The 22,530-nt window shown below is 50.8% G+C and carries 20 protein-coding genes; 8 read left to right on the plus strand and 12 right to left on the minus strand.

Features of this window, described 5'->3' with window-relative positions:
• Positions 1 to 20 precede the first annotated feature (20 nt).
• Positions 21 to 1,481 (minus strand): MFS transporter, encoded by a 1,461-nt coding sequence (locus ACFSW8_RS11820; RefSeq protein WP_377087598.1) that lies wholly within the window; start codon positions 1,479 to 1,481, stop codon positions 21 to 23.
• 241 nt (positions 1,482 to 1,722) lie between these two features.
• On the opposite strand from ACFSW8_RS11820, the gene ACFSW8_RS11825 reads away from it, so the two are divergent.
• Positions 1,723 to 2,355, plus strand: coding sequence for a hypothetical protein (locus ACFSW8_RS11825; RefSeq protein WP_377087594.1), 633 nt, complete (start codon positions 1,723 to 1,725; stop codon positions 2,353 to 2,355).
• 237 nt (positions 2,356 to 2,592) lie between these two features.
• On the opposite strand, the gene ACFSW8_RS11830 is transcribed toward ACFSW8_RS11825, so the two are convergent.
• Positions 2,593 to 4,014, minus strand: coding sequence for a sulfatase family protein (locus ACFSW8_RS11830; protein WP_377178316.1), 1,422 nt, complete (start codon positions 4,012 to 4,014; stop codon positions 2,593 to 2,595).
• Positions 4,015 to 4,338: 324 nt separating this feature from the next.
• On the opposite strand from ACFSW8_RS11830, the gene ACFSW8_RS11835 reads away from it, so the two are divergent.
• Entirely contained in the window at positions 4,339 to 5,031 is a 693-nt protein-coding gene (locus ACFSW8_RS11835; protein WP_377178318.1) for a PEP-CTERM sorting domain-containing protein, read from the plus strand.
• A 36-nt stretch (positions 5,032 to 5,067) separates the two neighbouring features.
• Here ACFSW8_RS11835 and ACFSW8_RS11840 read toward each other — a convergent pair whose 3' ends face one another.
• The 6 genes from ACFSW8_RS11840 to ACFSW8_RS11865 form a co-directional block, all read right to left on the minus strand.
• A complete protein-coding gene (locus ACFSW8_RS11840) occupies positions 5,068 to 5,649 on the minus strand; it encodes an ATP-binding protein (protein ID WP_377087589.1) in 582 nt (193 codons plus the stop codon).
• Between the two features lie 51 nt (positions 5,650 to 5,700).
• Positions 5,701 to 6,120, minus strand: a complete 420-nt coding sequence (locus ACFSW8_RS11845; protein WP_377087588.1) for a hypothetical protein — start codon at positions 6,118 to 6,120, stop codon at positions 5,701 to 5,703.
• 2 nt (positions 6,121 to 6,122) lie between these two features.
• Complete coding sequence (locus tag ACFSW8_RS11850) at positions 6,123 to 7,814, minus strand: DUF3592 domain-containing protein (protein ID WP_377087586.1); 1,692 nt, start codon at positions 7,812 to 7,814, stop codon at positions 6,123 to 6,125.
• Between the two features lie 18 nt (positions 7,815 to 7,832).
• Positions 7,833 to 8,798 carry a tryptophan--tRNA ligase gene (trpS, locus tag ACFSW8_RS11855; protein WP_377087585.1) on the minus strand — a complete coding sequence of 322 codons (966 nt, stop codon included), beginning with the start codon at positions 8,796 to 8,798 and terminating at the stop codon, positions 7,833 to 7,835.
• A gap of 42 nt (positions 8,799 to 8,840) precedes the next feature.
• On the minus strand, positions 8,841 to 9,059 hold the full coding sequence (locus tag ACFSW8_RS11860) for a hypothetical protein (RefSeq protein WP_377178320.1): 219 nt from the start codon (positions 9,057 to 9,059) through the stop codon (positions 8,841 to 8,843).
• 86 nt (positions 9,060 to 9,145) lie between these two features.
• Positions 9,146 to 9,742, minus strand: coding sequence for an HNH endonuclease (locus tag ACFSW8_RS11865; RefSeq protein ID WP_377087582.1), 597 nt, complete (start codon positions 9,740 to 9,742; stop codon positions 9,146 to 9,148).
• A 206-nt stretch (positions 9,743 to 9,948) separates the two neighbouring features.
• Between ACFSW8_RS11865 and lpxK the strand changes: the two genes are divergently transcribed.
• On the plus strand, positions 9,949 to 11,157 hold the full coding sequence (gene lpxK / locus ACFSW8_RS11870; protein ID WP_377087579.1) for a tetraacyldisaccharide 4'-kinase: 1,209 nt from the start codon (positions 9,949 to 9,951) through the stop codon (positions 11,155 to 11,157).
• A 231-nt stretch (positions 11,158 to 11,388) separates the two neighbouring features.
• On the opposite strand, the gene ACFSW8_RS11875 is transcribed toward lpxK, so the two are convergent.
• Positions 11,389 to 12,942, minus strand: coding sequence for a glycogen synthase (locus tag ACFSW8_RS11875; protein ID WP_377178322.1), 1,554 nt, complete (start codon positions 12,940 to 12,942; stop codon positions 11,389 to 11,391).
• 341 nt (positions 12,943 to 13,283) lie between these two features.
• On the opposite strand from ACFSW8_RS11875, the gene ACFSW8_RS11880 reads away from it, so the two are divergent.
• Positions 13,284 to 15,368 (plus strand): M3 family metallopeptidase, encoded by a 2,085-nt coding sequence (locus tag ACFSW8_RS11880; protein WP_377087573.1) that lies wholly within the window; start codon positions 13,284 to 13,286, stop codon positions 15,366 to 15,368.
• Between the two features lie 149 nt (positions 15,369 to 15,517).
• On the opposite strand, the gene ACFSW8_RS11885 is transcribed toward ACFSW8_RS11880, so the two are convergent.
• Both ACFSW8_RS11885 and ACFSW8_RS11890 read right to left on the minus strand, forming a co-directional pair.
• The gene (locus ACFSW8_RS11885; protein ID WP_377087570.1) at positions 15,518 to 15,982 is read right to left on the minus strand and encodes a hypothetical protein; all 465 of its coding nucleotides are present in this window, start codon (positions 15,980 to 15,982) and stop codon (positions 15,518 to 15,520) included.
• Between the two features lies 1 nt (position 15,983).
• Complete coding sequence (locus tag ACFSW8_RS11890; RefSeq protein WP_377087568.1) at positions 15,984 to 16,499, minus strand: NADPH-dependent FMN reductase; 516 nt, start codon at positions 16,497 to 16,499, stop codon at positions 15,984 to 15,986.
• Between the two features lie 157 nt (positions 16,500 to 16,656).
• Between ACFSW8_RS11890 and ACFSW8_RS11895 the strand changes: the two genes are divergently transcribed.
• From ACFSW8_RS11895 to ACFSW8_RS11905, 3 genes are all read left to right on the plus strand, one after another.
• The gene (locus ACFSW8_RS11895) at positions 16,657 to 17,379 is read left to right on the plus strand and encodes a DUF1287 domain-containing protein (protein WP_377087567.1); all 723 of its coding nucleotides are present in this window, start codon (positions 16,657 to 16,659) and stop codon (positions 17,377 to 17,379) included.
• 159 nt (positions 17,380 to 17,538) lie between these two features.
• Positions 17,539 to 18,501: a 6-phosphofructokinase gene (locus ACFSW8_RS11900; protein WP_377178324.1), complete on the plus strand. Its 963-nt coding sequence runs from the start codon at positions 17,539 to 17,541 to the stop codon at positions 18,499 to 18,501.
• 153 nt (positions 18,502 to 18,654) lie between these two features.
• The gene (locus tag ACFSW8_RS11905; RefSeq protein WP_377087565.1) at positions 18,655 to 19,623 is read left to right on the plus strand and encodes a PLP-dependent cysteine synthase family protein; all 969 of its coding nucleotides are present in this window, start codon (positions 18,655 to 18,657) and stop codon (positions 19,621 to 19,623) included.
• 61 nt (positions 19,624 to 19,684) lie between these two features.
• Here the strand turns inward: ACFSW8_RS11905 and ACFSW8_RS11910 are convergent, their stop codons facing one another.
• Positions 19,685 to 20,716, minus strand: a complete 1,032-nt coding sequence (locus ACFSW8_RS11910; protein ID WP_377087564.1) for a hypothetical protein — start codon at positions 20,714 to 20,716, stop codon at positions 19,685 to 19,687.
• 117 nt (positions 20,717 to 20,833) lie between these two features.
• On the opposite strand from ACFSW8_RS11910, the gene rseP reads away from it, so the two are divergent.
• Positions 20,834 to 22,288 carry an RIP metalloprotease RseP gene (rseP, locus tag ACFSW8_RS11915; protein WP_377087560.1) on the plus strand — a complete coding sequence of 485 codons (1,455 nt, stop codon included), beginning with the start codon at positions 20,834 to 20,836 and terminating at the stop codon, positions 22,286 to 22,288.
• Positions 22,289 to 22,530: the final 242 nt, after the last annotated feature.

Raw genomic sequence — 22,530 nt, forward strand, 5'->3', positions numbered from 1 at the left:
ATCGGTAGTTAGAGTGTTGCTTAGGTGTTGCGCTGAGCGAGGTCGGACTCGATGGTGTGAAGTCGTTTGGCATTGAGGGGGTAGAAGAAGATGAGGGCACCTTGGATGATAATGAGGGTGCCGGGGACGATGGAGAAGAGAAGCAGGATGGCGAGTTTAGCGTCTTCGCCTTGAGTTTGGTTCGCTTGGAAGCCGAAGGCAGCGAGGAGGGAAGCGGCGAACCATCCACCAATTGCTTGGCCGAATTTTTGAGAGAAGACAGCAGCCGAGACGACGAGTCCTGCGATACGGCGTTTATGTTTCCAATCGATATAGGATGCAACGTCGGTGTACATGGACCAGACGAGAGCGACGGGAGGGCCAGCTGCGAAGGAGCCGATGAGATTAATCAGGTAGATCCAGCGGGCATTTTCTGGGATAAACTCGATATTATTGAGTTGGAGTCCGAAGAGAGAGAAGGGGCCCGTAGAGAGTCCAGGGTTTGAGATACGGGCGCTGGGGTCGATCCAGAATGGGGCGGCCATCCCGATACCTCCGAGGATTGTGAGCCAGATAATGAGTTGTCGTTTTTCAAAGAACTTGATGAGGACACCGGTGAACATGACGCCGAGGATCATGGCTATCCACCCGCCGCCACCGAAGCTAGCGACTTCATCGGCATTGCCAGCGATGTACTTGAAGTAGTATATGTTAGAAGCATTTTTGATAGCGACAGCAGTGAGGTTGAGAAGCCCTGCGAGGACGAGAACGAGGTAGGGGCGTTCGGTGAATAGGATTTTCAGTGAAGCGAGAATATCTGAGCGGGATTGTTGTTGAGGGTCAGGTTTGATGCGTTCTTTGGTTGTGAGGAAGGTGATGAAGAAGAGGATGGTGGCAATGATGGCGAAGAGTGCCATGGTATAGCGGAAGCCGAGGATTTCGTCACCTGAGCCGAAGGCATTTTTGAGGGAGGGGAGGAACTGGACGATGACAAATCCACCAAGGAAGGCGTAGATGAAGCGGGTGGCGGAGACACGGGCGCGTTGGCTTGCGGATTTTGAAATGACAGCCATGAGGCCTGAGTAGGGGATATTTACGGCGGTGTACGCCATTCCACAGAGGACGTAGGTGACGGCGGCGTAGGCAATTTTTGCATTACCACTCAACTGAGGTGAGTAGAACATGAGGTAGCCGGTGATGCCGAAGGGGATAGCGAACCAGAGGATGTAGGGACGGAATGAACCCCAACGCGTGCGAGTACGGTCGGCGATGATCCCCATGAGTGGGTCATTGATGGCGTCAAAGAAGCGGGAGAAAAGGAAGATGTTTGCTACGACTGCGGCTCCAATACCGAACACATCGGTGTAGTAGTAGAGGAGGAACATGTTAAACATTTGAAAGTAGAGATTAGAGGCAAGGTCTCCGAGTCCGTAGCCGTGGCGTTCTAAGCCTGAGACATTTTGGTTTTCGCTGGGTGTGTTGGCGGGACTCTCTTCTTTCATCCTAATTATGGGGCTCTAAATCTGATGGAGGGTCCTATCAAGATGGCGGTGGTGGGAGTGTGTGTCGATCATGCAGTCTTGTGAATTTAAGTCCTTGGGCGCTGAAAATTGGTACTTTGGGGGTGTAGGTGGGAGGGGTACAGAGTAGTGATGAGGATTGTAACGGTATTTTATAATGGCTGGGTGGGTGGGTGCTGGGTATAACAGACGCATGTTCAAAACTTTTCTAACTACTTCAATTGTGGCAGCCTCATTAGCGTCCGTAAGTGTCGCGCAATCAGCAAAGCTTGTGAGTGTCACGGCGGCAGCAGGCGTCCCGGAGGGAGCTGATTTTCAGGTAAAGCCGATGGGGTATGCATACGGGGTGACGCTTCATTTTTTTGTCACAGGCGAGAATATGATCAGCTTTGACAAGGAATCATTGGAGGCTGATGGATGGGAGTTAGGGCCATTTCCTAAGGTGGGGGATGATGGGACTCAAGGGAGTTTTTCCATTCACAAGAAGGGAGATTTTTTAGGCAAGGTGGATGCGGTGAAGGCGGAGGGCTCAGTGGTGGTCTTCACAGGCAAGGAGACGAAGACAGTGACTCAGAAGCTTAAGGTCGGGGACAAAGCATTGGAGATGGGACCTTACAAGGTGAATGCAGGCAAGTCTAAGAGCATGTTTGGTGGTGAGGGGGTAACAGTGGTGGGAGAGATAGAGAAGATCAAGGAGATCAAAGTGACTCAGAACGGGAAGGAACTCGACCAGCAGGGGAGTTCGTGGAGTGGAAAATCCAAAACATTCAACATCGGGAATCTCAAAGGTGAGGTTGAAGTCAAGCTAGTGTACTGGCCGACTTTGACCAAGAGCAAGGTGAGCTTCAGCAAGTAGAAGCGTTAGGCGATATGGACACATTGCTTCAGAGTGCGAAGAGGATGAAAATGGGATGAAAAATCACCGCCTTGCTAGTCAACAAATCATCTTTCATCGCCCAGCAAACCCATTTGTCCACACCGCCTAGAGAGAAACGGTCTGGTATCTAATCCCCAGTGTGTGTCGTTACTTGGGTGGGATACCTCAAAGCCAAGAGCTGTAAAAAGCCCTTGGCTTTAGAGCGTGGGGTGGAACTTAGTGTTTGGTGGTATTCCCGGTGGGTTGTGTTAGGTCGTAGTCGATGTCGTAGAGCTTTTTATTATATGCGGACCAGAAGTTATCTGAGATCCACATGGGGTTTGCTTTGAGGCTTTCTGCCCAATCGGCGTAGAGATTGGTGAGTTCGGCGACCTTTTCAGGCATGGAGGGTGCGAGGTTATGTTGTTCTGCTAGATCGTTAGATAGATCGAAGAGCATAGTTGGGTGGTGAGGGGTTTGGATGAGTTTCCATTGGCCGCTGCGGACGGCGGAGCCGCGGATTGCCATACGCCAGAAGAGGGCTTGGTGGGGTGAGCCTTGTTTTTGTCCTTGGAGGAAGGGGATGAGGTTGACGCCATCGCGTGTTTTTTTGTAGGCACGTTTACCAGATCCGACGATTTCTTCCTCTACCTTACCGCCTGCGAGGTGGACGAATGTGGGGGTGAAGTCGAGGGTGATGACTGGATGGGAGTAGGTTTGTCCTGGTTTTAGTCCTGCGGGCCAGTGCATGATCATGGGTACACGGATTCCGCCCTCGAGGAAGCAGCCTTTCATGCCATTGAGTGGGGCATTGATTGCTGAGCTTGCGGTGACACTGCCACCATTGTCACTGCAGAAAACGATGAGGGTGTTTTCGAGCTGTTTGGTAGCTTTTAGTTTGGAGATAATTTGAGCGATATTGTCATCCATGCACTTTTGCATGGCGCAGTAGATTTGCCGGCGTTTTGGGGAGATATGGGAATAGGCTTTGAGGTCTTCCTCTTTTGCCTGCATGGGGGTGTGGGGGGTGTTGTAGGAAAGGAAGAGGAACCAGGGATTTTGTGAGTCCTGAGTGATGAAGTCTTCAGCTTCACGTGAGAACCAATCGGTGAGGTAAGGGGTGCGGATTTCGCTGATTTTCTCACGGTTTCTGAGGAGGCTATTTTTTTTAAGTGTGGGCCAGTAGGTGTGGCCGCCGCCTAGCATACCGAAGAAGAAGTCGAAGCCGCGAGCGTTTGGGTGGTGTTCTGGGAGGTAGGATCCGACATGCCATTTGCCGATGAGACCGGTGCGATAGCCGAGGTTTTTGAGGCGTTGTGCGACAGTGGTTTCATCGAGGGGAATGCCAGCTTTTTCAGGTTTGAGGTAATGAGGGGAGTGGAGGTTATGTTCGAAGCCGAATCTTTGTTGGTAGCGGCCGGTGAGAAGGCCTGCACGTGAGGGTGCGCAGACGGGGGCGGAGACGTAGCCATCGGTAAATTTGACCCCATTTGCGGCGAGGGCGTCGAGGGCAGGAGTTTTGATTTGGCTGGAGCCGTAGCAGCCTAGATCACCGAAGCCCATGTCGTCGGCGAGAATAAATAGAATGTTAGGGCGTTCTGCAGCTTGGAGGGATGAGCAGAGGCAGAGGGCAGTGAGGATAAGGGATCGGATCATCATCGTTATTGGGTGTGCGTGGGTGGCTATACCTAGTTTAATATTGGGGGCTAAGTCGAGTTGCTTGGTGGGGTTTATGCCATCTGGGCTATTTTCCATAGGACATTACAGTGGGAGACTGAGTATCTTTTCAGCATAGATTCCTCTGGGCTAATAGCGCTTCGCATTGGATCGGGCTATTTTTAATAAATCAGGAGGGTGTTATCTAAATCAGGAGGGTGTTATCTGTCACGGTATAAGGGATGGGAACGGCGTGTTTCTTATATGGAACACGTGAGGCAATCCATTCTTGTGGGGGGAGGTAAGGCTTTGAATACTTTAGGGGTTATGAATCCCCAAATTTTACGATCACTGGCTGTAGTTGGCTTGGGCTGGATGGCTCAGGCTGATGCTTCTACTATTTTTGTTGAGAATTTTGACTCTTATAGTGTGGGGGAGCAATCTCCAGGGGCGTGGGTCTACACGGATGCCAATAATATCGGGGATCACAGTTCGCGTGGGGTACGGGCGAATGGCGATAGTTCTGGTGGAAGTACTGTCACGACTCGGACTGCGAGTGGGCAGTTTCTGAATGGAGGGAGGTCGGCGATTTATTCGCATTTGGTGGCGACAATTGTCGAGGGGACTAGTTATACCTTTAGTGTTTGGGGGACGAATGTTGGGTCTTCATATGCGCTTTCTAGGTCGTATTTCAGCACGGCATTGCCGGTGGCACCAGTGACACATAGTGGTGGGGCGAGTTCGGCGTACAACACGCCGGATCAAGTTGCTAGCAATGCAAGTGGGACGGGGCAGGCAGCTCAGAATGGCTGGAATCAATATGAGGTGACTTATGTTGGCACGCTAGCAGATGCGGGGAAGTCGCTTTATATCAATTTGGAAAGTCACCGTGATGTTTCGACGGCGGTACGAGGTTGGGACGATGTTGAGGTGACGGCTGTGGCCGTGCCAGAGCCAAGCTCACTGAGCCTGTTAGGTCTTGGTCTTAGTTGTGTGGCTTTGCGTCGCAAAAGGGCATAAAAGCGTTTGCTAGAGGCACTGGCTGTGTGTCGTCATTTAGTCAGTGCTGGAGAGGAAGTCGTAGCATTCTAACAACACGTGACGAATATTTTGTTGATGTTGTTGAAACCAATGGGGCAAGTATGGTTTGAGGGTCGAGAAGTGCTCGGGAGCTAGGGTGGAGACGCAGTGTTCCAACAAGGGAAGTGAGGGGGTGAGTGTGAGCAATGAGGGATGGGGATGGGTGTGGTGATTGGTAAGGATGGAGCCAACGGCAGATTTGCTTATTCTGCGGAATTTGATTTTTTGGAATGGATTGAGTTGTTCTTCTCCATCGAGGATGATGGTGGCATGGAGGTTTGCTTTGATATGTTGGAAGGTTTGGCGGGAGATTTTTGGGGAATGAGTGTGGAGGGTGATGCGAAGAGTGGGGAAACCTTTAGCATTGAGGTAGGTTTCGAAGGCATCGAGGAAGGTGGTTTTGCCGGCACCGTGAGGGGCACTGATGGAGACATGTTGGCCGAGAGACTTCCATCGCTGGAAAATCTGCTGCCATGAGTCGCCGTGGAGTGTGGGGTCGTAGGGGAGGAGATCGCGTTGGCGAGAGGTTCGAAAGGGGTTATTTTGAGCTTTCAGCATGTTGTACCAAATCGCACTTCAAAAGAGGCAAATGAGGATTCTTGGTGTGCCCTATTTTCGGTTGCTCCATTTTTTTGATTGTTGGGTCTGGGCAGACTCTACGCGGGTGAGGTTGATTTCATCCTTAGTTGGGCTCAAACAGAAGGGGTGGCGTGAGGTGTGGGATTCATCAGGCAAGGAGATGGCTTCTACGGCCCACTGGAGGGAGATGAGCTTACCCGAGAAGCTGAATGGGAAGTGGGGGAGGGTGAAATGAAATTCAGTAGGGCTGTGTGGGGAGAGGGTGAGTTGGAGTTCGTCGATGATTTCGAGATCTTGGGAGCCTCTGCCTTCGGTGAACCAGAAGAGGCGGACGGCGACTTTTTGGGAGGGGGCCGTGGCGTTTGGCCAATGGATTTGGCCGTGGAGGGTGTCGCCAGGCAGGTAGGAGTCGGATGTATGGGTGAGTGAGATACTAAGTGCGTTGCTCATGCCTAGGATTCGGGAGTGTGAGGTGGGAGGACGGTGATGAGGTAATCATCTTTGATGTCTGGCCAGAGTTTGATGTCTCCACGGACGCGGAGGTACCACTTGATTGCATTGTTAGATCCTTCCCAGCTGGGCATGGTATCCTGAGGGAGGATGATTTCGATTTCGCCTCGGCGGATTTTTCTGGGGTCTGAGGTTTCGGTGAGCAAGGACTCGTGGAAGATGGAAGTGTCGGTGACGGTGTTGGTACCGCGTTGGTAGCGAGCCTCTTCTTCACCGATGAGGTAGATTTGGAACTGGGCCACTTTATGTTCCCCTCGGAGGGTTTTCCAGTAGAGGCGAGCGGGGGTATCGAGGGTGATGGAAGCTGGCTTCAGGGTGAGGGTGGGAGCGGCATTGCACGCAGCCATGATTCGATAGAAGAAGTGGAGGATCATGCCGAGGCCGACGAGCACGAATGGGGTGAGGAAGAGGGTGAGGAACCAATCTGGGTCACCTTTTTGCCAAGTGTTCCAGACATCTAGGAAGAAGACTGAGACGATGCCGTTCCAGAATGCGGCGATAAGAAAAGCTCCGAGAATCCAGCCGAGGCGTTTTTTAGTAGGGCGAAATTCTTGAGAGTGGGCAGAGGTGGTTTGGTGGAAGTGTTTGGCATTGGCGTGGCTGACCTTGGTCTTCTTAGATTTTTGTTTTTTAAATGTGTAGATGAGTCCTCCGAAGCCGACGGCGATGAAGGGAAGAGGGAAGAGAGTGAAGGCAGCCCACCAGCCGATATCGCGTTGGATGAGGGCTTGGTAAGGGTTGTTAGGGTTCACGAAACATGTAAATTCGTGTTTCCTCGGGTAGGCATTGACGAGTTCTTGTTTTGAATCTCTACCGCTGGAGCTACCACCCATGAGGCCGACGGAGTTGGATTGGTAGGTGTGGCCATTGTATTGGTAGCGATAGAAGATGTCTGGGCTATAGGTGGTGCCATCACTATCTGAGTGTGAGCGTACAGTACTCCAGATGACGGTGGCAGAGGTGGGTTCCCAGGATTTAGCAGAGAGGTACTTTTGCCACATGGGCAGGACAAAGAATATTAGTACGGCGAGCCCGGCGAGGGCAAAGATGCCGAAAAATGGGATGAGAATCGCTTTGCCTGCTTCTTCATTTTTCTTTGAGGAGAGGGCTTGTTTCTTAGATTTCGAGCCACGCAAGGAGGTGACGAGGATGCCGACACCTATGAGGACAAAGAAGAGCCCGAAAAGGGCAAAGGCGATACCGAACCAGATAGATTCTTCTTCATGCAGGAGTACGGCTTCGCTTGGGTTATCTGGGTTTACGAAGCAGGTGGTAAGTTCTTCGTTGCGGTGAGCCTCGAGTAAATCTGTTAGGTCTTGATAATCATCCTCGCCTTGTTTATCTGCCCAGACTTTAGAGCTGGAGTATTCTTGTCCATTCCATTGGTAGGTGAAATGCACCTTTGGTTGGAATGGTGGATCGGCATTGCGTTTAGCATCGATGGAGAATTCCTGGAGTGCGCATTCTGCAGTGGGCCACTGGGATTGCTTGACACCGCTGAAGCTGGCGTAGAGGCCAACGATGACAAAAATGCTACTGAAGGCGGTCCAGAAGAGTCCGAAGGCGACTCCTCCGCAACCGCCGAGTTGCTTTTGATCACGGGAGGAATTGTGGTAGTTTTTGAAAATTCCCATGATTGGATTGTGTGTGGGTTAGCGCAGGCCGACGGCTTTGCGGACGCGGTCGAGCACTATGGTAGATTCTTGGCGGGCGCGTTCGGCACCTGTAGCGATGACTTGGTTGACGTAGTCGAGGTTATTTTCTAACTCCTCGCGTTTGGCGCGGACTTCTGAGAAGTATTCCCAGTAGGCATCGAAGAGGGTTTGTTTAAAGTGTCCGTAGCCGAAGCCGCCTGCTTCGTGTTCGGCGATCATTTGGTTGATAGCGGTTTCATCGGCGAAGAGTTTGTAGAGAGCGATGACGTTAGATCCTTCGGTTGGTTTTGGATCTTCGACGGGAGTGGAGTCGGTGACGATACGCATGATGGTTTTGCGTATGGCTTTTTTACCACCGGTGAGGGGGATGGTGTTATCGTAGCTTTTGCTCATTTTTTGGCCATCGGTACCAGGAACGACGGCGGTATCTTCACGGATTTGTGCTTCGGGGATGACGAGGGTGTCGGGGCCGAATTTGTCGTTAATTTTTTGTGCGAGGTCACGAGTGACTTCGAGGTGTTGTTTTTGGTCTTTGCCTACTGGGACGAGGTTTGCGTCGTAGAGCAGGATGTCTGCAGCCATGAGGGCTGGGTAGGCGAAGAGGGCGTGGTTAGCGGAGAGGCCTTTGGCTACTTTATCTTTGTAGGAATGGCAGCGTTCAAGGAGGCCCATGGGGCAGACTGTGGAGAGGATCCAGGCGAGTTCGTTGACTTCTGGGATATCGCTTTGGCGGAAGATGGTTGCTTTTTGTGGATCGAGTCCGCAGGCGAGGAAATCGATAGCGAGGTTTTGGACATTATCGCGGAGGGTGTCGGCATCGCTCATGGAGGTCATGGCGTGGTAGTCGGCGAGGAAGTAGAAGGCATCGCCTTGGTCCTGGAGTTGGACGGCGGGCTGCATGGCGCCGAAGTAGTTACCGATGTGGAGTTTGCCGCTGGGCTGTAGGCCAGTAAGAATGCGCATGGTGGTGTGAAAAGAAGCGAGAATTAAGAGTGGGTGCTTGGGCTATGGCTTAGGCACGGTAGTTTGTGGGACAGTAGCCTGTTGTGGGGCTTGCTGTTGAGAGTTCTGTGCGCGGGGTTGGCCTTTCCAAGTTTTCCCGTAAGCTTTGTTTTCAACCCCTTGGCCGAGGCTTTTGAAGTCACGTCCGATACCTACGAAGGTATTGCAGGAGCAGAGGGAACAAATAGTGATGGAAGTGAGAAGGATGGCGCTCAGTTTCATGGGCGCAGTGTTGTGCTGGGCAGGGGAACTTTCAAGTGTCAAGTTGCGCCAGTTTTGGGAGCCGCTGAGCGATGCCTGAGAGTGTGTTAGGCGGCAGGTGAGATCAAGAAGTGGTCCCAGTCAGGGATACCGAGGTGGTTTTTGAGGGTGAGGGTGACGGGGACTGGTTTTGGAGCGATGGGGCGTTTGATAAGTTTGAGGCCGGCTTCGGCGGGTGTGCGCGCTCCTTTATCTGAGTTCAGTTTTCGTTCTGCCAGGACACAATTTTCCCAGGAGGTGGCACCTCCACGAGATTGTGGGATGATATGGTCGATACTGGCTTCGCTGGCTTTGAGCATTCGTCCTGAGTATTGGCATTGGCCTTGATCGCGGACCCAGAGGTTTTTGAGTGAGAATTTGGGGGTGAAGATGGGGACTTTGGCGAAGTCTTTAAGGACGATGACGGTAGGGACACGGATGGCGCCATTGGCGGTTCCGATGGTGCGGTCATGAGGTCTTACTGGAAGCTGCATCCAGGCTGTCATGGGGGTGGGGCTCATCGTGTCTTTTGCTTCGATGTCTAGACCGTCGGCATTATCGGTGGCCATGTGTGCGAAGGCGTCGGCGGGTGAGATGATAGAGATCGCCTGCCATTGGCGGTTCAGGACGAGAACGCATTTTTCGTGGATGGGATTCACTTTCATAGCCTTATAAATACTTCACTCATCTAAAGTAATAGACTGTTACGCGGGGTGAGATCAATGGTTAAATGAAGGATGAGGGTGAATATTTTGTAACGAAGTGTTTTAGATTGAGGGTGTTGTGGGGAATGAGTGAGGGTGTGGGTGTGGGTCTGAGAAATGGTGCTTGTTGTGCGTTAGGTGATGGGTGATGCTGGCGGTGCTGGCCGATGAAGGAGAATTTAGAAGATCTGGAACAGTGGGGTGAGGATGTCATTTTTGGGCGTGCGAAGGGGTTTCGCGCGTCATTGATGCGTTGTGTTCTTCGAGGTTTTTCATGGTTATATCGAGGTGGGGTGATGTTGAGGCTGAGGCTTTTTCGCACGGGTTTTAAGGATCAGGCGTACTTGGGGACGACTGTGATCAGCATCGGGAATATTACTGTTGGGGGGACGGGCAAGACGCCGGTAGTGGAGCTTTTTTCCAAGACCTTGAGGGATAGGGGGAGGAAGGTGGCGATTTTATCTAGAGGTTATAAGTCAAAGAAGCTCGAGGAGCCACAGGAGTGGAAACGGAAAGCGACCGGAGAACTAGTGGATGAGGAGGAGATGCCGAAGTTAGTGAGTGCCGGCGAGGGCTTAGAGCTGGACGTTCAGTATGCGGGTGATGAGCCCTATATGTTGGCAAAGAATTTGGATGGGGTATCAGTGGTGGTGGACAAAGATCGTGTGAAAGGTGGGAAGTTTGCGATTGAGGAATTAGACTGCGACCTCCTCCTGTTAGATGATGGAATGCAATTTCTAAACATAGCGCATTCACTGGACATCGTTTTGGTGGATTTCAATTCACCTTTTGGCACTGGGGCGATTTTACCGCGAGGCACATTGAGGGAGCCGCCAAAGAATTTGTGTCGTGCTGATTATATTTTTATCACGAAGTGTTACCAGGCTGGGAATCAAGAGCTGATAGATAAGATTCGGAGATATAATCCGGTGGCTGAGATTATTGAGTGTACGCACGGGCCTCAGCATTTGGAGAATGTTTTTACTGGTGAGAAGTTGCCTTTGGAATTTTTATCGGGCAAGTATGTGGCGGCGATCAGTGGGATAGCAGTGCCTGAGAGTTTTGAGGAGAAGTTAACAGATTACGGAGCAAACGTGTTATTTCACCGGACATTTGCGGACCACCACTCGTTTACGCAGAAGGATGTGGATCGTTTCATGCGTCGCTGTGTGAGGCGTGACGCTGATGTGATTGTCACGACTGAGAAGGATGCGGTGAGGTTTCCCAAGCCAGCAGAGATGGATGTGGAGGTATATTTTTTAAGGATTGAGGTAGATATCCTGAGTGGTCACGAGGTGTGGGAGGATTTAGTGGATCGGGTGTGCATGGAAAAAGTACCTGTTGATCCACTCTTGTTGTACGAGAAGGCGATGTAGCGGTTGCTCGTATAGGCCGATGGTCTAGTGTGGTGTGAGCGAAGTCCTCAACATCCTTGTTTGATATTAGGATGAGGCAATGGCTCCTGTTAGTTGCTTCTTAAATGAGGCTCTGGTTATTTTCTGATCACCATTGTTCTTCGGTAGTCCGGAATGTCTATTCAGGACTTTATTGATCAGAAAAATTACCTTTCGCAATGATGAAACAGGACTTCTCTGGCTCCACAGCGTCTAGACATTATGGAGAGTTTCGACGACTTCGCGGCCGAGGATTTTTTCATAGCGTTCGATGTAAGCGGCGGCAGTGGTTTGGTGGTTAAAGAATTCGTCGCTTTCTTTCATGATGCGTTTGATGGCGCTTTTTTTGGTATCGTCATCCCACTGATAGAATTTGAGTGCTTCGTCGATGGCCCAGCGCAATCCTGTTGGGCTATAGTGTTCGAAGCGGAAGCCATTGCCGAGTTTACCATCGTAGTGCATGTGGTGGATGGTATCGTGGATGCCGCCGGTATCGTGCACGATGGGGATGGAGCCGTATTTAGGGGCAACCATTTGTGGAAGGCCGCAAGGTTCGAAGCGCGAGGGCATGAGCATGAAGTCAGAGCCTGCATATGCGAGGCGTGAGAGGCCTTCATCGAAGTCGCAGACGGCGACGGTACCTTCGAGGCCATGGAGGGCGACGATATCTTTAAAGTGTTGGGAGAAGGAGCCGCTGGCGACGATGACGACTTGGAGTCCGAGTTCCGAATAGTCAGCGACGGTTTGGTACATGATATCCGCGAGGAGCTGGCATCCTTTCTGCATTGGGTCTAGGCGGGAGGGCCAGAAGAGGATGGGGGCATCGGGGTTTTGTTTCAGGCCGGTTTTTTTCTGAAGGAGTGCTTTATTGATTGCTTTACCTTCTTGGAAGTTGTCGGCGTTGAAGTGGTGTTCGAGGTAGGGGTCAGAGTATGGTTTGAGCGATTCATCGGGGGCATTGAGAATGCCTGAGGCACAGCCGGCGTATACTTTGTTAGCAAGTTCACGGCGGATGGCGTCGGGGACGAAGCTGTGTTTGCCTTCAACGACTTCGTAGAGGAAGGTTGTGGAGACGGAGTTGACGTGGTCAGAGGCGAAGATGCCAGTGGCGAGGAGGTCTACGGGTTTTGAGTCGCGAGCTTCTTCGTAGGAATCTGGTCGTTCGGTGAAGTAGAGATTATGCCAGAAGTCTGCGGCATCGATGCCTTTATCTTCGATATGCGCCATGGTGAGGCGTTCGGAGTGGATATTGTGGCAGGTAAAGAGGCAGGGGATTCCGAGTCGTTTGGCAGCGGCTGGGATGAGTCCGGTCATCCAGTCATTGCAGTGGATGAGGTCAGGTTGGACGCGGGGGATGATATTGTTGATGACTTCGCGTTGGAACGCGAGGGCGGTGTTGTGGTTTTCGGCGAGGTCGTAGACTTTGCTGCGGCGGTAGAAGATACGGTCCTCGGCGAGGTGGATGCGTTTTTCAGGGAGGGCGCTTGAGATGCGTTCGACTTCGCGATCGAAGATTTCCTTCATATCGGTGTGGAACATCTTGCGGTAATTGGGGATGGCGACGTGGACGTCAGCACCTTGTTCGTAGAGGGCTTTGACGAGAGAAGCTGAGACATCAGCCATGCCGCCGGCTTTGGCGCTCATGCGCTGATCGAGGTTTCCCATACCCGACGGAAGATAGGTGATTTCCGGGGTGACAACAAGGATGCGAGATTTTCTTTTGTTAGATAAGTCGGGCTTCTTGTTGTTAGGATGGGATTTGCTCATGGTCTTTAGGTATTGGGTAACAAATGAGGGTAGAGGATTCAAATATAGAGTCGGTAATCGGTACGATTTTTTCGTCACATATGAGGGTTAGAAACTTAGGAGGAATGGGGCTTAGGGAAAGTTGATATGGCTGACATGACTGTCACAGGAGAGAGGTGTGGGATGAGGTGATTGGAAGGTTTGGTCGAGGGAAGAGCAAGATCTGTGCCAATCCTTGGCTTAGGCTTATTCTATGGGAAAAGGTATGTGCTTTGGTCATGTGGGTGATTTTTCTAATCTTCCTAAGTGACAAATGGGGAGGAGCGGCTTTAGTGAGCGAATAGCAATTGACTGAAACGATTATGCAATATCCATTTTTAGCTGACGATTATCACATTCGCTGGTCGACATTGACCCCTGAGCACATTGAGACGGACATCAAGCAGGCCTTGGAGCTTGCGGAGCAGCGCTTGGAAGCGATTCGAGAAGTAGGGGATAGTGAGTTGAGTTACGCGACTACATTTGGGGCTTTAGAGTCGGCAGCGGAGGAGCTTGAGCGGGGTTGGGGGAGATTGAGTCATTTGGATAGTGTGAATGATAATCCTGAGCAACGTGCTGCGATGAATGCGATGCTGCCACAGGTTTCGGCATTTTACTCTCAGATTTCGTTGGATTCGAAGATTTGGAAGGCACTGAAGGCCTATTCAGAAAGTGCGGATGCGCAGGATCTCAGCCCTGTACAGAAGCGTTTTGTAGAGGAGACTTGTGCTGATTTTATTCAATCGGGCGCGAATCTTGAGGATGCGCAGAAGCAAGAGGTTGCGGAGATTGATGCGGCTCTTTCGCAGAAGACAAAGAAGTTTTCTGAGAATGTGTTAGATTCTACGAATGCATGGGATGTTGTGATTCACGACGAGAATCGTTTGTTAGGATTACCTGAGATGGTGAAGGAAGCGGCGCGATTGGATGCCTTGCAGAATGGTCATGGATCTGAGGATGATCCGAGGTGGAGGTTCACCTTGCAGTACCCATCGATGGGGCCAGTGTTGCAGCATGCTGACGACGAGAGTTTGCGTAAGGAGATCTGGGAGGCGAATTGCACGATTGGGCGTGATGGTGTCTACGACAACACGGATTTGATATGGGAGGTATTGGAATTACGTCAGCGCAAGGCTGAGATTTTAGGTCAGGAATCATTTCCTGATTTGATCCTTCAGCGTCGCATGGCGAAGAATGGCAAGGCTGCGTTAGAATTTACTGAGGGGCTTCATCAGCGTATTGAGGAGAAGTTTAAGGAGGAGACGCGAGCATTGGAGGCTTATAAGGCTTCTAAGGTGGGGGGTGAATCTGGGCCATTAGAGCCATGGGAGACGGGTTATTGGGCGGAGAAGCGCCGCAAGGAGGAATATGATTTTGATGACGAGGTATTGCGCCCTTATTTCCCGGTGGATTCGGTCATGGAAGGGATGTTCTCTATTACTTCAAAGTTATTTGGCATTGAGATTGGGGAGCGTGATGCGGTGTTTGGAAAGGATGAGGAGGGGAAGGTTCAGGTGTGGCATGAGGAATGTAAGTTCTATGACATTCACGATGCGAAGAGTGGGGAGTTGCTTGGGTCGTTCTACGCTGACTGGCACCCACGGCCAACCAAGCGAGGTGGGGCGTGGATGAATTCTCTAAAGACTGGTGGACCGTGTTCTGAAGGTGGTGCGCGCGAGCCTCACTTGGGCTTGATGATTGGCAATATGACGAAACCGGTTGGAGACAAGCCGGCATTGTTAGATCACCGTGAAGTTGAAACTATTTTCCATGAATTCGGCCACTTGCTGCACCATCTGTTAGGTGATGTGGAAGTGAAGTCACTGTCTGGGACGAATGTTCCGTGGGACTTTGTTGAGTTACCCTCTCAGATTATGGAGAATTTTTGTTGGGACCGTGAGTCACTAGACATGTTTGCGCGTCATTATGAGACTGGGGAATGTATTCCTGAGGATTTATTTCAGAAGATGCTAGCAGCGAAGAATTACATGAGTGCGACTGGGTTCATGCGTCAGCTAGCGCTGGGCAAGTTGGATCTAGAGCTGCATCTTCATTACACCGAGCACAAGGGGAAGGACTTGGATGAGGTGGACAAGGAAGTCTTAGCAGAATACAAAGCACCATTGGCTACTGAGTCCCCGACGATGGCACGACGATTCTCTCATTTATTCTCAGGTCCGGTAGCCTATGCTTCTGGGTATTATTCATACAAGTGGGCAGAGGTATTAGATGCTGATGCATTCACCCGCTTCCAGGAGGAGGGTATTTTGAATGAGGAGACTGGGATGAGTTTCCGGAATGAAGTATTGGCGCGTGGGAATTCGCGGCCAGTGGATGAGTCCTACCGAGCTTTCATGGGAAGAGACCCGGAGCTCACTCCATTGTTAGAGCGTGCTGGTTTAGCCTAATTAGGTCTGCGAGCCAGGTAGTTTGAGTGATTGCATACTATCTGGCACGGGTCTTTCTGTGGACACCACAGTAGGAAGAAGAAACAAATTGGCCAATGGTGGGTACCATTGGCCGTCATGTTTTGAGAGTGGGGGGGGGAGCTGGGGGGTTATTTTGCTTCAGCGCGTTTCTTGATTTTTTTCATGAGGCCGTTGTAGGCGATTTTTCCACTTCCCATGAGTCTCCAATTGGCATCGAGGCTGGAGCCGCTGTGTTCGCGCATATAGACATCGCACAGGACGACATAGTTATTGTTGCCGAGGGTGACGATTTCTACTTCGGGTTCGATGGCTACGCCATCAGTGAACCATGAGCCGTAGATGACTTCGGTAGAGGTGCCGCCCCATTTTTGGAAGCGGTAATCATTGGCACCTTGGGAGATGAGTGCGAAGCCTTCTTCTTGGAAAACGGATTTAATGGCCGAGTTTACTTTGGAGCGTGAGCTATTGTTGATTTCGGTGGAGACGAAGGCGTTGGAGCTATTGCCGATGCCGACTGTGGAACTACAGCTGGTTCCGAGGGTGAGTGCGCCTAGTGCGAGGGCAGCGATACTGAGGATTCTGAATAATTTCATGTTAGATGGAGGCTATAGCGGTTTTTAGTTCCTGCGCCAATGTTGGATTCGTGATTTCTCCGTTGCTAAAATTGTCATAGAAGGAGGGGAGTGAGAATGTGGCGGCAAGCTGAGCTCCCATGCGTGGGAATGTCGCTTTCGCAGATTCCATGACGGTGGCGGCACCGCGTGGGCCTGGCGATGTGGAGAGCAAGAGCATGGTTTTATCTGACCAAAGTTTTTGTTCGGCGCGCGATGTCCAATCGTAGAGGTTTTTGAAAGCGGCAGAGTACGAGCCATTATGTTCTGCTAGGGATACGACAATGAGGTCATGGTTGCGGATGGCTTCGAGAAAGCGCTTGGCATCATCTGGGATTCCATTGGTTTCCTCTTCATCTGAGGAGTAGATGGGCAAGCTATAACTTCTTAGGTCGAGTTCGGTGATTTCGGCACCAGAGAACAGGGACGCGGCGTGATTTGCGAGTTGGCGATTGATGGAGGTGGAGCTGGTGGATGCTCCGAAGGAAAGGATTTTCATAGCTTAGGTAAAGTATGTGGGTGGGAGGGAGGCGCAAAGGTAAAAATTAATAATGTTAGATGAAAAAGATTGAAACAAAGTCAACGTATCTTTATCAATGTGTAACTTGCCTATGGGGGCAGTTGCATAGGTTCAAACAACCTACCGAAGTCATTCAATGACACCGATCGAATACATTGGCCCGATCCCCCAAAAAAAGAAACGCAAACCGGTATTAGGCGGTTGGGTTATTCTACTGATGTCTGGGCTCTTTGTGTCCTACTTTGCTTGGCCGACATTTGCGGATTACGTGAAGACCCAGCAAGATGTGGCGACGGAGGACAAGGCGAGCGTGTTAATTTCTCAGTTAGTGGGGAGTGAGCGTTTTGGGGATCGATTAGCGGGGGCAGCGCTGCAGCGTACTCAGGTGCCGAGTAGTTACGATGGTGCATACTATACGATTTCTTATCCGATGGGTGATGTGCCTGAGGGTAAGGGTGTGGGAGCTGATGTTTTGGTACGCAGTTACCGTGGTGTTGGGATAGATTTGCAGCAATTGGTGCATGAGGACATGCGTGAGAACTTCAGGCTTTACCCGCAATTATGGGGGCAAAAAGAGACTGATACGAATATTGATCACAGGCGGATTCCGAACCTTCAGCGTTTCTTTGTGAGGAATGGTTTGGAGATACCCGTGTCACGGATTCCGTCGGATTATCATGTTGGGGATTTGGTGGCGTGGCGTTTACCGAATGGAGATACGCATATCGGGATTGTGGTTCCCGGTCCAGGCTCTCGCTATGAAGAGCGCTGGGTGGTGCACAATCAAGGTGAGGGGACGCAGTGGGATAATGCATTGTTAGATCATGAGATCGTAGGGCATTATCGGTTTGGCAAGTAGTTCTAGATCAGTCGTTCAATCGCTTGGTGAGATGAATGGGATTAATCCTGTCATGGGGGAAATTTCTATAGTCGGACTACTTGCAATTCTGGGCAAACCCTTATAGGAATGCATCGAACCTGAGAGGTTCACCATTCACCACATCAATTTTCAACACACATGGAAGGTATCGCAATTATGACATCTGGCGGAGATGCCGCCGGAATGAATCCAGCAGTGAAGAGTGCTGTAGATTATTCAATCAAGCAGGGGCTAAAGCCATTTTTGATTCGCAATGGCCTTCGCGGCATGATTGACGGAGACATCGCAGAAGCGACACGTGAGGATGTGTCAGGCATTCTTCACCGTGGGGGGACAGTTTTACGTTCATCACGTTCGAAGCGATTTTTCGAGTACGAGTATCGCAAGCAAGCGTATGACAATTTGCAGAAGCTTGGGATCAACAAGTTGATTGTGATTGGTGGGGACGGTTCTTTTGCAGCATTAAACCAATTTTACGCTGATTTCGGGGTGCCCTTTGCTGGGATTCCTGCGACGATTGACAATGACATTCCAGGTACGGATTACTGTTTGGGAGTGGATACTGCGCTGAACATGATTCGTGACAGCATTGATTCGATTCGTGACACTGCCACTTCTTTTAGTCGTGCCTTTGTGATTGAGACAATGGGTCGTCACTGTGGGTATTTGGCGATGGTGAGTGCGCTCTCAAGCGGAGCTGAAATTTGCATTGTACCTGAGCTTGAGTATGACCTTGATGCGATTGGTGAGCGTTTGCGCAAGGACATGAAAGATGGCCGTGGGTATATCTTAGCGATTGTTGCTGAGGGCACCAACATGGCTGAATACTTGACGCGTTGGATCAAGGTGAACTTGAACATGGAAGCGCGCTTGACGGTATTAGGTCACGTGCAACGTGGTGGATCACCGACTGTGCGCGACCGTATTATGGCATACAAGTTTGCTGTAGCAGCAGTAGACTCACTCCAGGCTGGGAATACTAACAAGATTATGATCTACAAGGATGGCGTTCTTGGTACGGAAGATATTGAGACAGTCAACAGCACTAAGGTGGAGTTGAATGACCAGATCCTTCAGCTTTGTGAGCATCTGAGTAAGTAATTTTACGCTAAGAATCTTTTGATTTGCGCCTGATCCTGAGAGGGGTCAGGCGTCATTTTTTTAGGGATAGCTGGGGGGAAAGTGTGGCCTTTTAGGTTACAGAATCTTCACCTAATTCGCTTTAGCCGGGAGTGGGGTGTGCTATGTGGGCGTATGAAGAAACTTCCGCGCCACCGCTACTTGCATGAGACTGAGCCAACTGCATTGGTTCCGGTCCAGCTGGGTGAAACGGATCCAGAGATTTGGTGCAAGTTAGAGTTTCTCAACCCGAGTGGATCTACGAAGGATCGGATCGCGCGTCACATGTTAGAGAAGGCATGGCGATTAGGTATCATTGAGGAGGGAGATTTAGTTGTGGAAGCCTCTTCGGGGTCGACATCGATCGCATTGGCTTTGTGTTGTGCACAGATGGGCCTGAGGTTTTTGGCATTCATACCATCGACAGCGACGAATGAGCGTGCGTTGATGATTAAGGCGTATGGGGGTGAGGTGCGCAAGGTATCGGGTACGATGCCTGAGGTGATTGCGTTAGCGTCTGAGTATGCGGAGCGCGAGGGGGCATTTTTCACGCAGCAATTTGAGAATCCCGACAATGCGGAGAGTCATGAATTATTCACGGCGCACGAGATTATGGCGCAATTACCTGATGCGAATGTGGATGCAGTAGTGTCTGGGATTGGCACAGGTGGGAGTTTGGTGGGGATGCATGAGGGTCTCACGAAGGCTGGTTGTTCTACGCAGCCAGTGGCGGCGATTCCGCGTTGTGCAGAGGGGGATTTTACGTCGAATGTGGAATGTTGTTCTCTGCAATTTTCGAAAGATGTTCCTGGGGTGATAGACGGGTGCTCGAAGCTGTATGCTGAGTGGCGGGAGAGTGAGGGGGCGGAGAATTTGCGTGAGGTGGTAGTGGATGACACGCGGTGCTTGGACGTGACTCAAGAATTGTGGAAGAAGGGATTTCCTGTGGGGCCATCATCGGGGTTGAACTATGCGGCTGCAGTGGAAGCGGCTAAAGATTTACCAGAAGGGGCCACTGTGGTGACGGTATTTCCCGACCGGATGGAGCGGTATTTTTCGCATAAAGTTTTCGACACCTTACGGGAAGAACTCGACGAGGCCTAACTCCCTTGTTGGGAGGGCATTTAGTGTCGAAAGCATTGGTGCAGCAGGTGATATTAGCTCGCTAGTTTGAGGAATCATCGGCGTCTCGCAGGGAGTGGGACTTGTCGATGATGAGGTCGCGCAGGTGGAAGATATGCGTCCGGAGGTCTTCGAATTTATCATCCTCCATGGAGAGGGTGTTGCATGCGGCGACGGCACTATTACAGGCTTCTAATACGCGCTTGAGCACGGCAAGGATGTAGCCATTTTCGAGCTCGAGAGGTTTCTCTGGCCAAGTCTCGTCAACGGCATCGAAGATGTAAGCTGTGGCGAGAGCGAGATCGCTGCGCGGGCCTTGATCGAGGATGGCGTCACCGAGGAGGTCGAGAGCCTTGGTTTGGGTGAGGATGGCGTGTTGGACGATGGGTTCGCGGCCATTGATGCTGACTTCTTCGACCTCGTAGGTTTCCACTTCAGCGTCTGAAGGGCCTTCACCAAGGAACCAAGCAGCTTCCTCAAGGGTGTCGCGGACGCGGAGGCGTTTTTCCCATTCAAATTCGTCGACTTCCCCTTCGATTTCTTTGACTTCAGATTGGGCTTCTGAGGCGGTGAGCATGAGTTCCATGAAATGCTCCATGGCGAGAGCATTTTCTTGGCGTTGTTTGCGTTCACCTTCTTCGTCTAGTTCCCACTGGTGGGTTGAAATTTGGATTTCGTAATTGGTGGTTTCGAGCATGACGCGGCCGTTGACGAGGGAATACCATTCTAGGCAGAGGGCATTTTTCCAGCCGAAGGCGATATCTTCGGGTTGGAGCTCGAATTCTTCTATTTCATCGGGGGTGACGAGAGGGGCTTTGATTTTTTTTGAAGCGGTCATGTCACCGATAACGCCTCTTTGGAAGCCGTGGAAGTGTTCGAGGACATCGGCCTGTTCTTCTGGGTGGGGGTTGACAAAATCGATGCGTGTACCGGCGAGATCGCGCCAGCAATTGCCACGGAGCAGGATTTTTACGGGGCGCTCCATGCCCTTGATTTCGAGGCCGCCTCGGGTCATTCCAGGAGTGGTATTGTCGATCCAGCCTCTTACTATCGCCTTTTCAATACGGAATGCCATATTTACATCATGGCTTAAATATCTAGCGAGTCAACTCAGTGATGGAGGAAATCTAGGTATCCACTTGTCATTGGTGGCAATGCGCGTAGATTCAGCTTCACACTTATGGATACATTCATGGAAATTCTCAAGGGCCTCGGGATATTGCTAGCGGTCATTTTCAGTTTCAACGTCATTATTTTTGTTCATGAGTTGGGACATTTTTTAGCGGCGCGGTGGCGTGGGCTAGAGGTTGAGAGGTTTCAGATATGGTTTGGAAAGCCGATATGGAAGAAGACGATCAATGGGGTTCAGTATGGTTTAGGGTCGATTCCTGCGGGTGGATTTGTGGCATTGCCTCAGATGGCGCCGATGGAGGCGATTGAGGGGGATAACAGCCAGCGTGAGAAGCCATTGCCACCGATTACGCCATTGGATAAGATTATCGTGGCATTTGCGGGACCCTTGTTCAGTTTTTTATTGGCTTTAGCTGCGGCGTTGGTGATTTGGCAGGTTGGGAAGCCGAAGGATTTGATTGATACGCAGACGGTGGGTTATGTGGCACCAGAGATGCCGGCAGCGAAGGCAGGTTTGCAGGTGGGCGATACGATTTTAAAGATCAATGGTGAGGACGTGAGAGGTTTTGGAGGAAGTTTGGATTCTATTACTGAGCGTGTGGTTTTCAGTAAGGGAGATAAGATTACATTGACTGTGGACCGTCCGGGAGTCGGGGAGATGGATATCGTGACAGGTTTCCATGTGGAAGAGGCGAGCAATTTCACAAAGCGTGACGGGGTACGTCAGATTGGGGTTGCGCCGGCATCGGATGTGATTGTTGAAAGCCTCATCAAGGGGGGGCCTGCTGAATTTTTTGGGTATGAGCCGGGCGATAAGATTTTGAGTGTGGATGGAGAGAAGATCTACAGCACGGTTCAATTCCAGAAGATGCTGAGTGAAGCTAAGGAGCAACTATTGGACGTTGTTGTGTTGCGAGGTGATAAGGAAATTCACATCAAAACGAAGCCTTTGGTACCGAGCAATGGGTTTAAGCTCAATCCAGCTAAGGATCCGATGCCGATGATCGGTATGCGTTTTCAAGATCCTCGTAAGACTGAGTTGATTTATCCGGGGCCATGGGAGCAGATTTCAGCGACGAGTCGCATGATGGCAGTGACCATTGATGCATTGGTTTCTAAAGATTCCAGCATTGGACCTCAGCATTTATCGGGGCCAGTGGGGATTGGGAAGGTGAAATGGCACATCTTGAATAGTGAATACCCATTCAGGCACATGTTGTATTTCTGGGTTCTATTTAACGTCAACTTGGCGATCTTTAACCTTTTACCATTCCCAGTGTTGGATGGTGGGCACATCACCATGGCAGTGATGGAAGCGGTGCGTAAGAAGCCTCTGAATACGAAAGTACTGGAGGTGGTACAGTCGAGCTTTGTGGCATTGCTTCTGACGATGTTTCTTTACGTGACAATGAAGGATAGTTTCACGAGCTTTGTGAATCGAGGTCCTGAGCGTGATGCTGCAGGACCGAAGACTCCAGAATGGACGAAGCAAGACCTAGAGAAAGCTCTACAGTGATGCGGGGTTCTACCCTCTCTCGATTCGGAATAGACGTATGGAGTGTGGCTATGTCTTGTGAAGTTTGGGCTGCGCGACTTTAGAACGAATCGGATTATCATCCCTAATGTCATCGTTGTCATTCAGTTGTCCCGCACGTGCGGGACTCCTTCACTCAGCCTTGCTACTATGTAAGCTCATTCCGACCATTCGGTTTCGATCAATGGTATTATACCAACTCACAAAATTTTCTGGTAGTATTT

The sequence above is a fragment of the Rubritalea tangerina genome, from assembly GCF_042683245.1.
GTDB classification, from domain to species: Bacteria; Verrucomicrobiota; Verrucomicrobiia; order Verrucomicrobiales; family Akkermansiaceae; genus Rubritalea; species Rubritalea tangerina.

Excerpts from the sequence above, each read along its gene's own strand:
- ACFSW8_RS11850 (WP_377087586.1), bottom strand. The coding sequence starts at position 7,814 with ATGGGAATTTTCAAAAACTACCACAATTCCTCCCGTGATCAAAAGCAA.
- ACFSW8_RS11830 (WP_377178316.1), bottom strand. The coding sequence starts at position 4,014 with ATGATGATCCGATCCCTTATCCTCACTGCCCTCTGCCTCTGCTCATCC.
- ACFSW8_RS11910 (WP_377087564.1), bottom strand. The coding sequence starts at position 20,716 with ATGGCATTCCGTATTGAAAAGGCGATAGTAAGAGGCTGGATCGACAAT.
- rseP (WP_377087560.1), top strand. The coding sequence starts at position 20,834 with ATGGAAATTCTCAAGGGCCTCGGGATATTGCTAGCGGTCATTTTCAGT.
- ACFSW8_RS11895 (WP_377087567.1), top strand. The coding sequence starts at position 16,657 with ATGACACCGATCGAATACATTGGCCCGATCCCCCAAAAAAAGAAACGC.
- ACFSW8_RS11835 (WP_377178318.1), top strand. The coding sequence starts at position 4,339 with ATGAATCCCCAAATTTTACGATCACTGGCTGTAGTTGGCTTGGGCTGG.
- ACFSW8_RS11820 (WP_377087598.1), bottom strand. The coding sequence starts at position 1,481 with ATGAAAGAAGAGAGTCCCGCCAACACACCCAGCGAAAACCAAAATGTC.
- ACFSW8_RS11865 (WP_377087582.1), bottom strand. The coding sequence starts at position 9,742 with ATGAAAGTGAATCCCATCCACGAAAAATGCGTTCTCGTCCTGAACCGC.
- ACFSW8_RS11885 (WP_377087570.1), bottom strand. The coding sequence starts at position 15,982 with ATGAAATTATTCAGAATCCTCAGTATCGCTGCCCTCGCACTAGGCGCA.
- ACFSW8_RS11880 (WP_377087573.1), top strand. The coding sequence starts at position 13,284 with ATGCAATATCCATTTTTAGCTGACGATTATCACATTCGCTGGTCGACA.
- ACFSW8_RS11905 (WP_377087565.1), top strand. The coding sequence starts at position 18,655 with ATGAAGAAACTTCCGCGCCACCGCTACTTGCATGAGACTGAGCCAACT.
- lpxK (WP_377087579.1), top strand. The coding sequence starts at position 9,949 with ATGAAGGAGAATTTAGAAGATCTGGAACAGTGGGGTGAGGATGTCATT.
- ACFSW8_RS11860 (WP_377178320.1), bottom strand. The coding sequence starts at position 9,059 with ATGAAACTGAGCGCCATCCTTCTCACTTCCATCACTATTTGTTCCCTC.
- ACFSW8_RS11890 (WP_377087568.1), bottom strand. The coding sequence starts at position 16,499 with ATGAAAATCCTTTCCTTCGGAGCATCCACCAGCTCCACCTCCATCAAT.
- ACFSW8_RS11875 (WP_377178322.1), bottom strand. The coding sequence starts at position 12,942 with ATGAGCAAATCCCATCCTAACAACAAGAAGCCCGACTTATCTAACAAA.
- ACFSW8_RS11900 (WP_377178324.1), top strand. The coding sequence starts at position 17,539 with ATGGAAGGTATCGCAATTATGACATCTGGCGGAGATGCCGCCGGAATG.
- trpS (WP_377087585.1), bottom strand. The coding sequence starts at position 8,798 with ATGCGCATTCTTACTGGCCTACAGCCCAGCGGCAAACTCCACATCGGT.
- ACFSW8_RS11845 (WP_377087588.1), bottom strand. The coding sequence starts at position 6,120 with ATGAGCAACGCACTTAGTATCTCACTCACCCATACATCCGACTCCTAC.
- ACFSW8_RS11840 (WP_377087589.1), bottom strand. The coding sequence starts at position 5,649 with ATGCTGAAAGCTCAAAATAACCCCTTTCGAACCTCTCGCCAACGCGAT.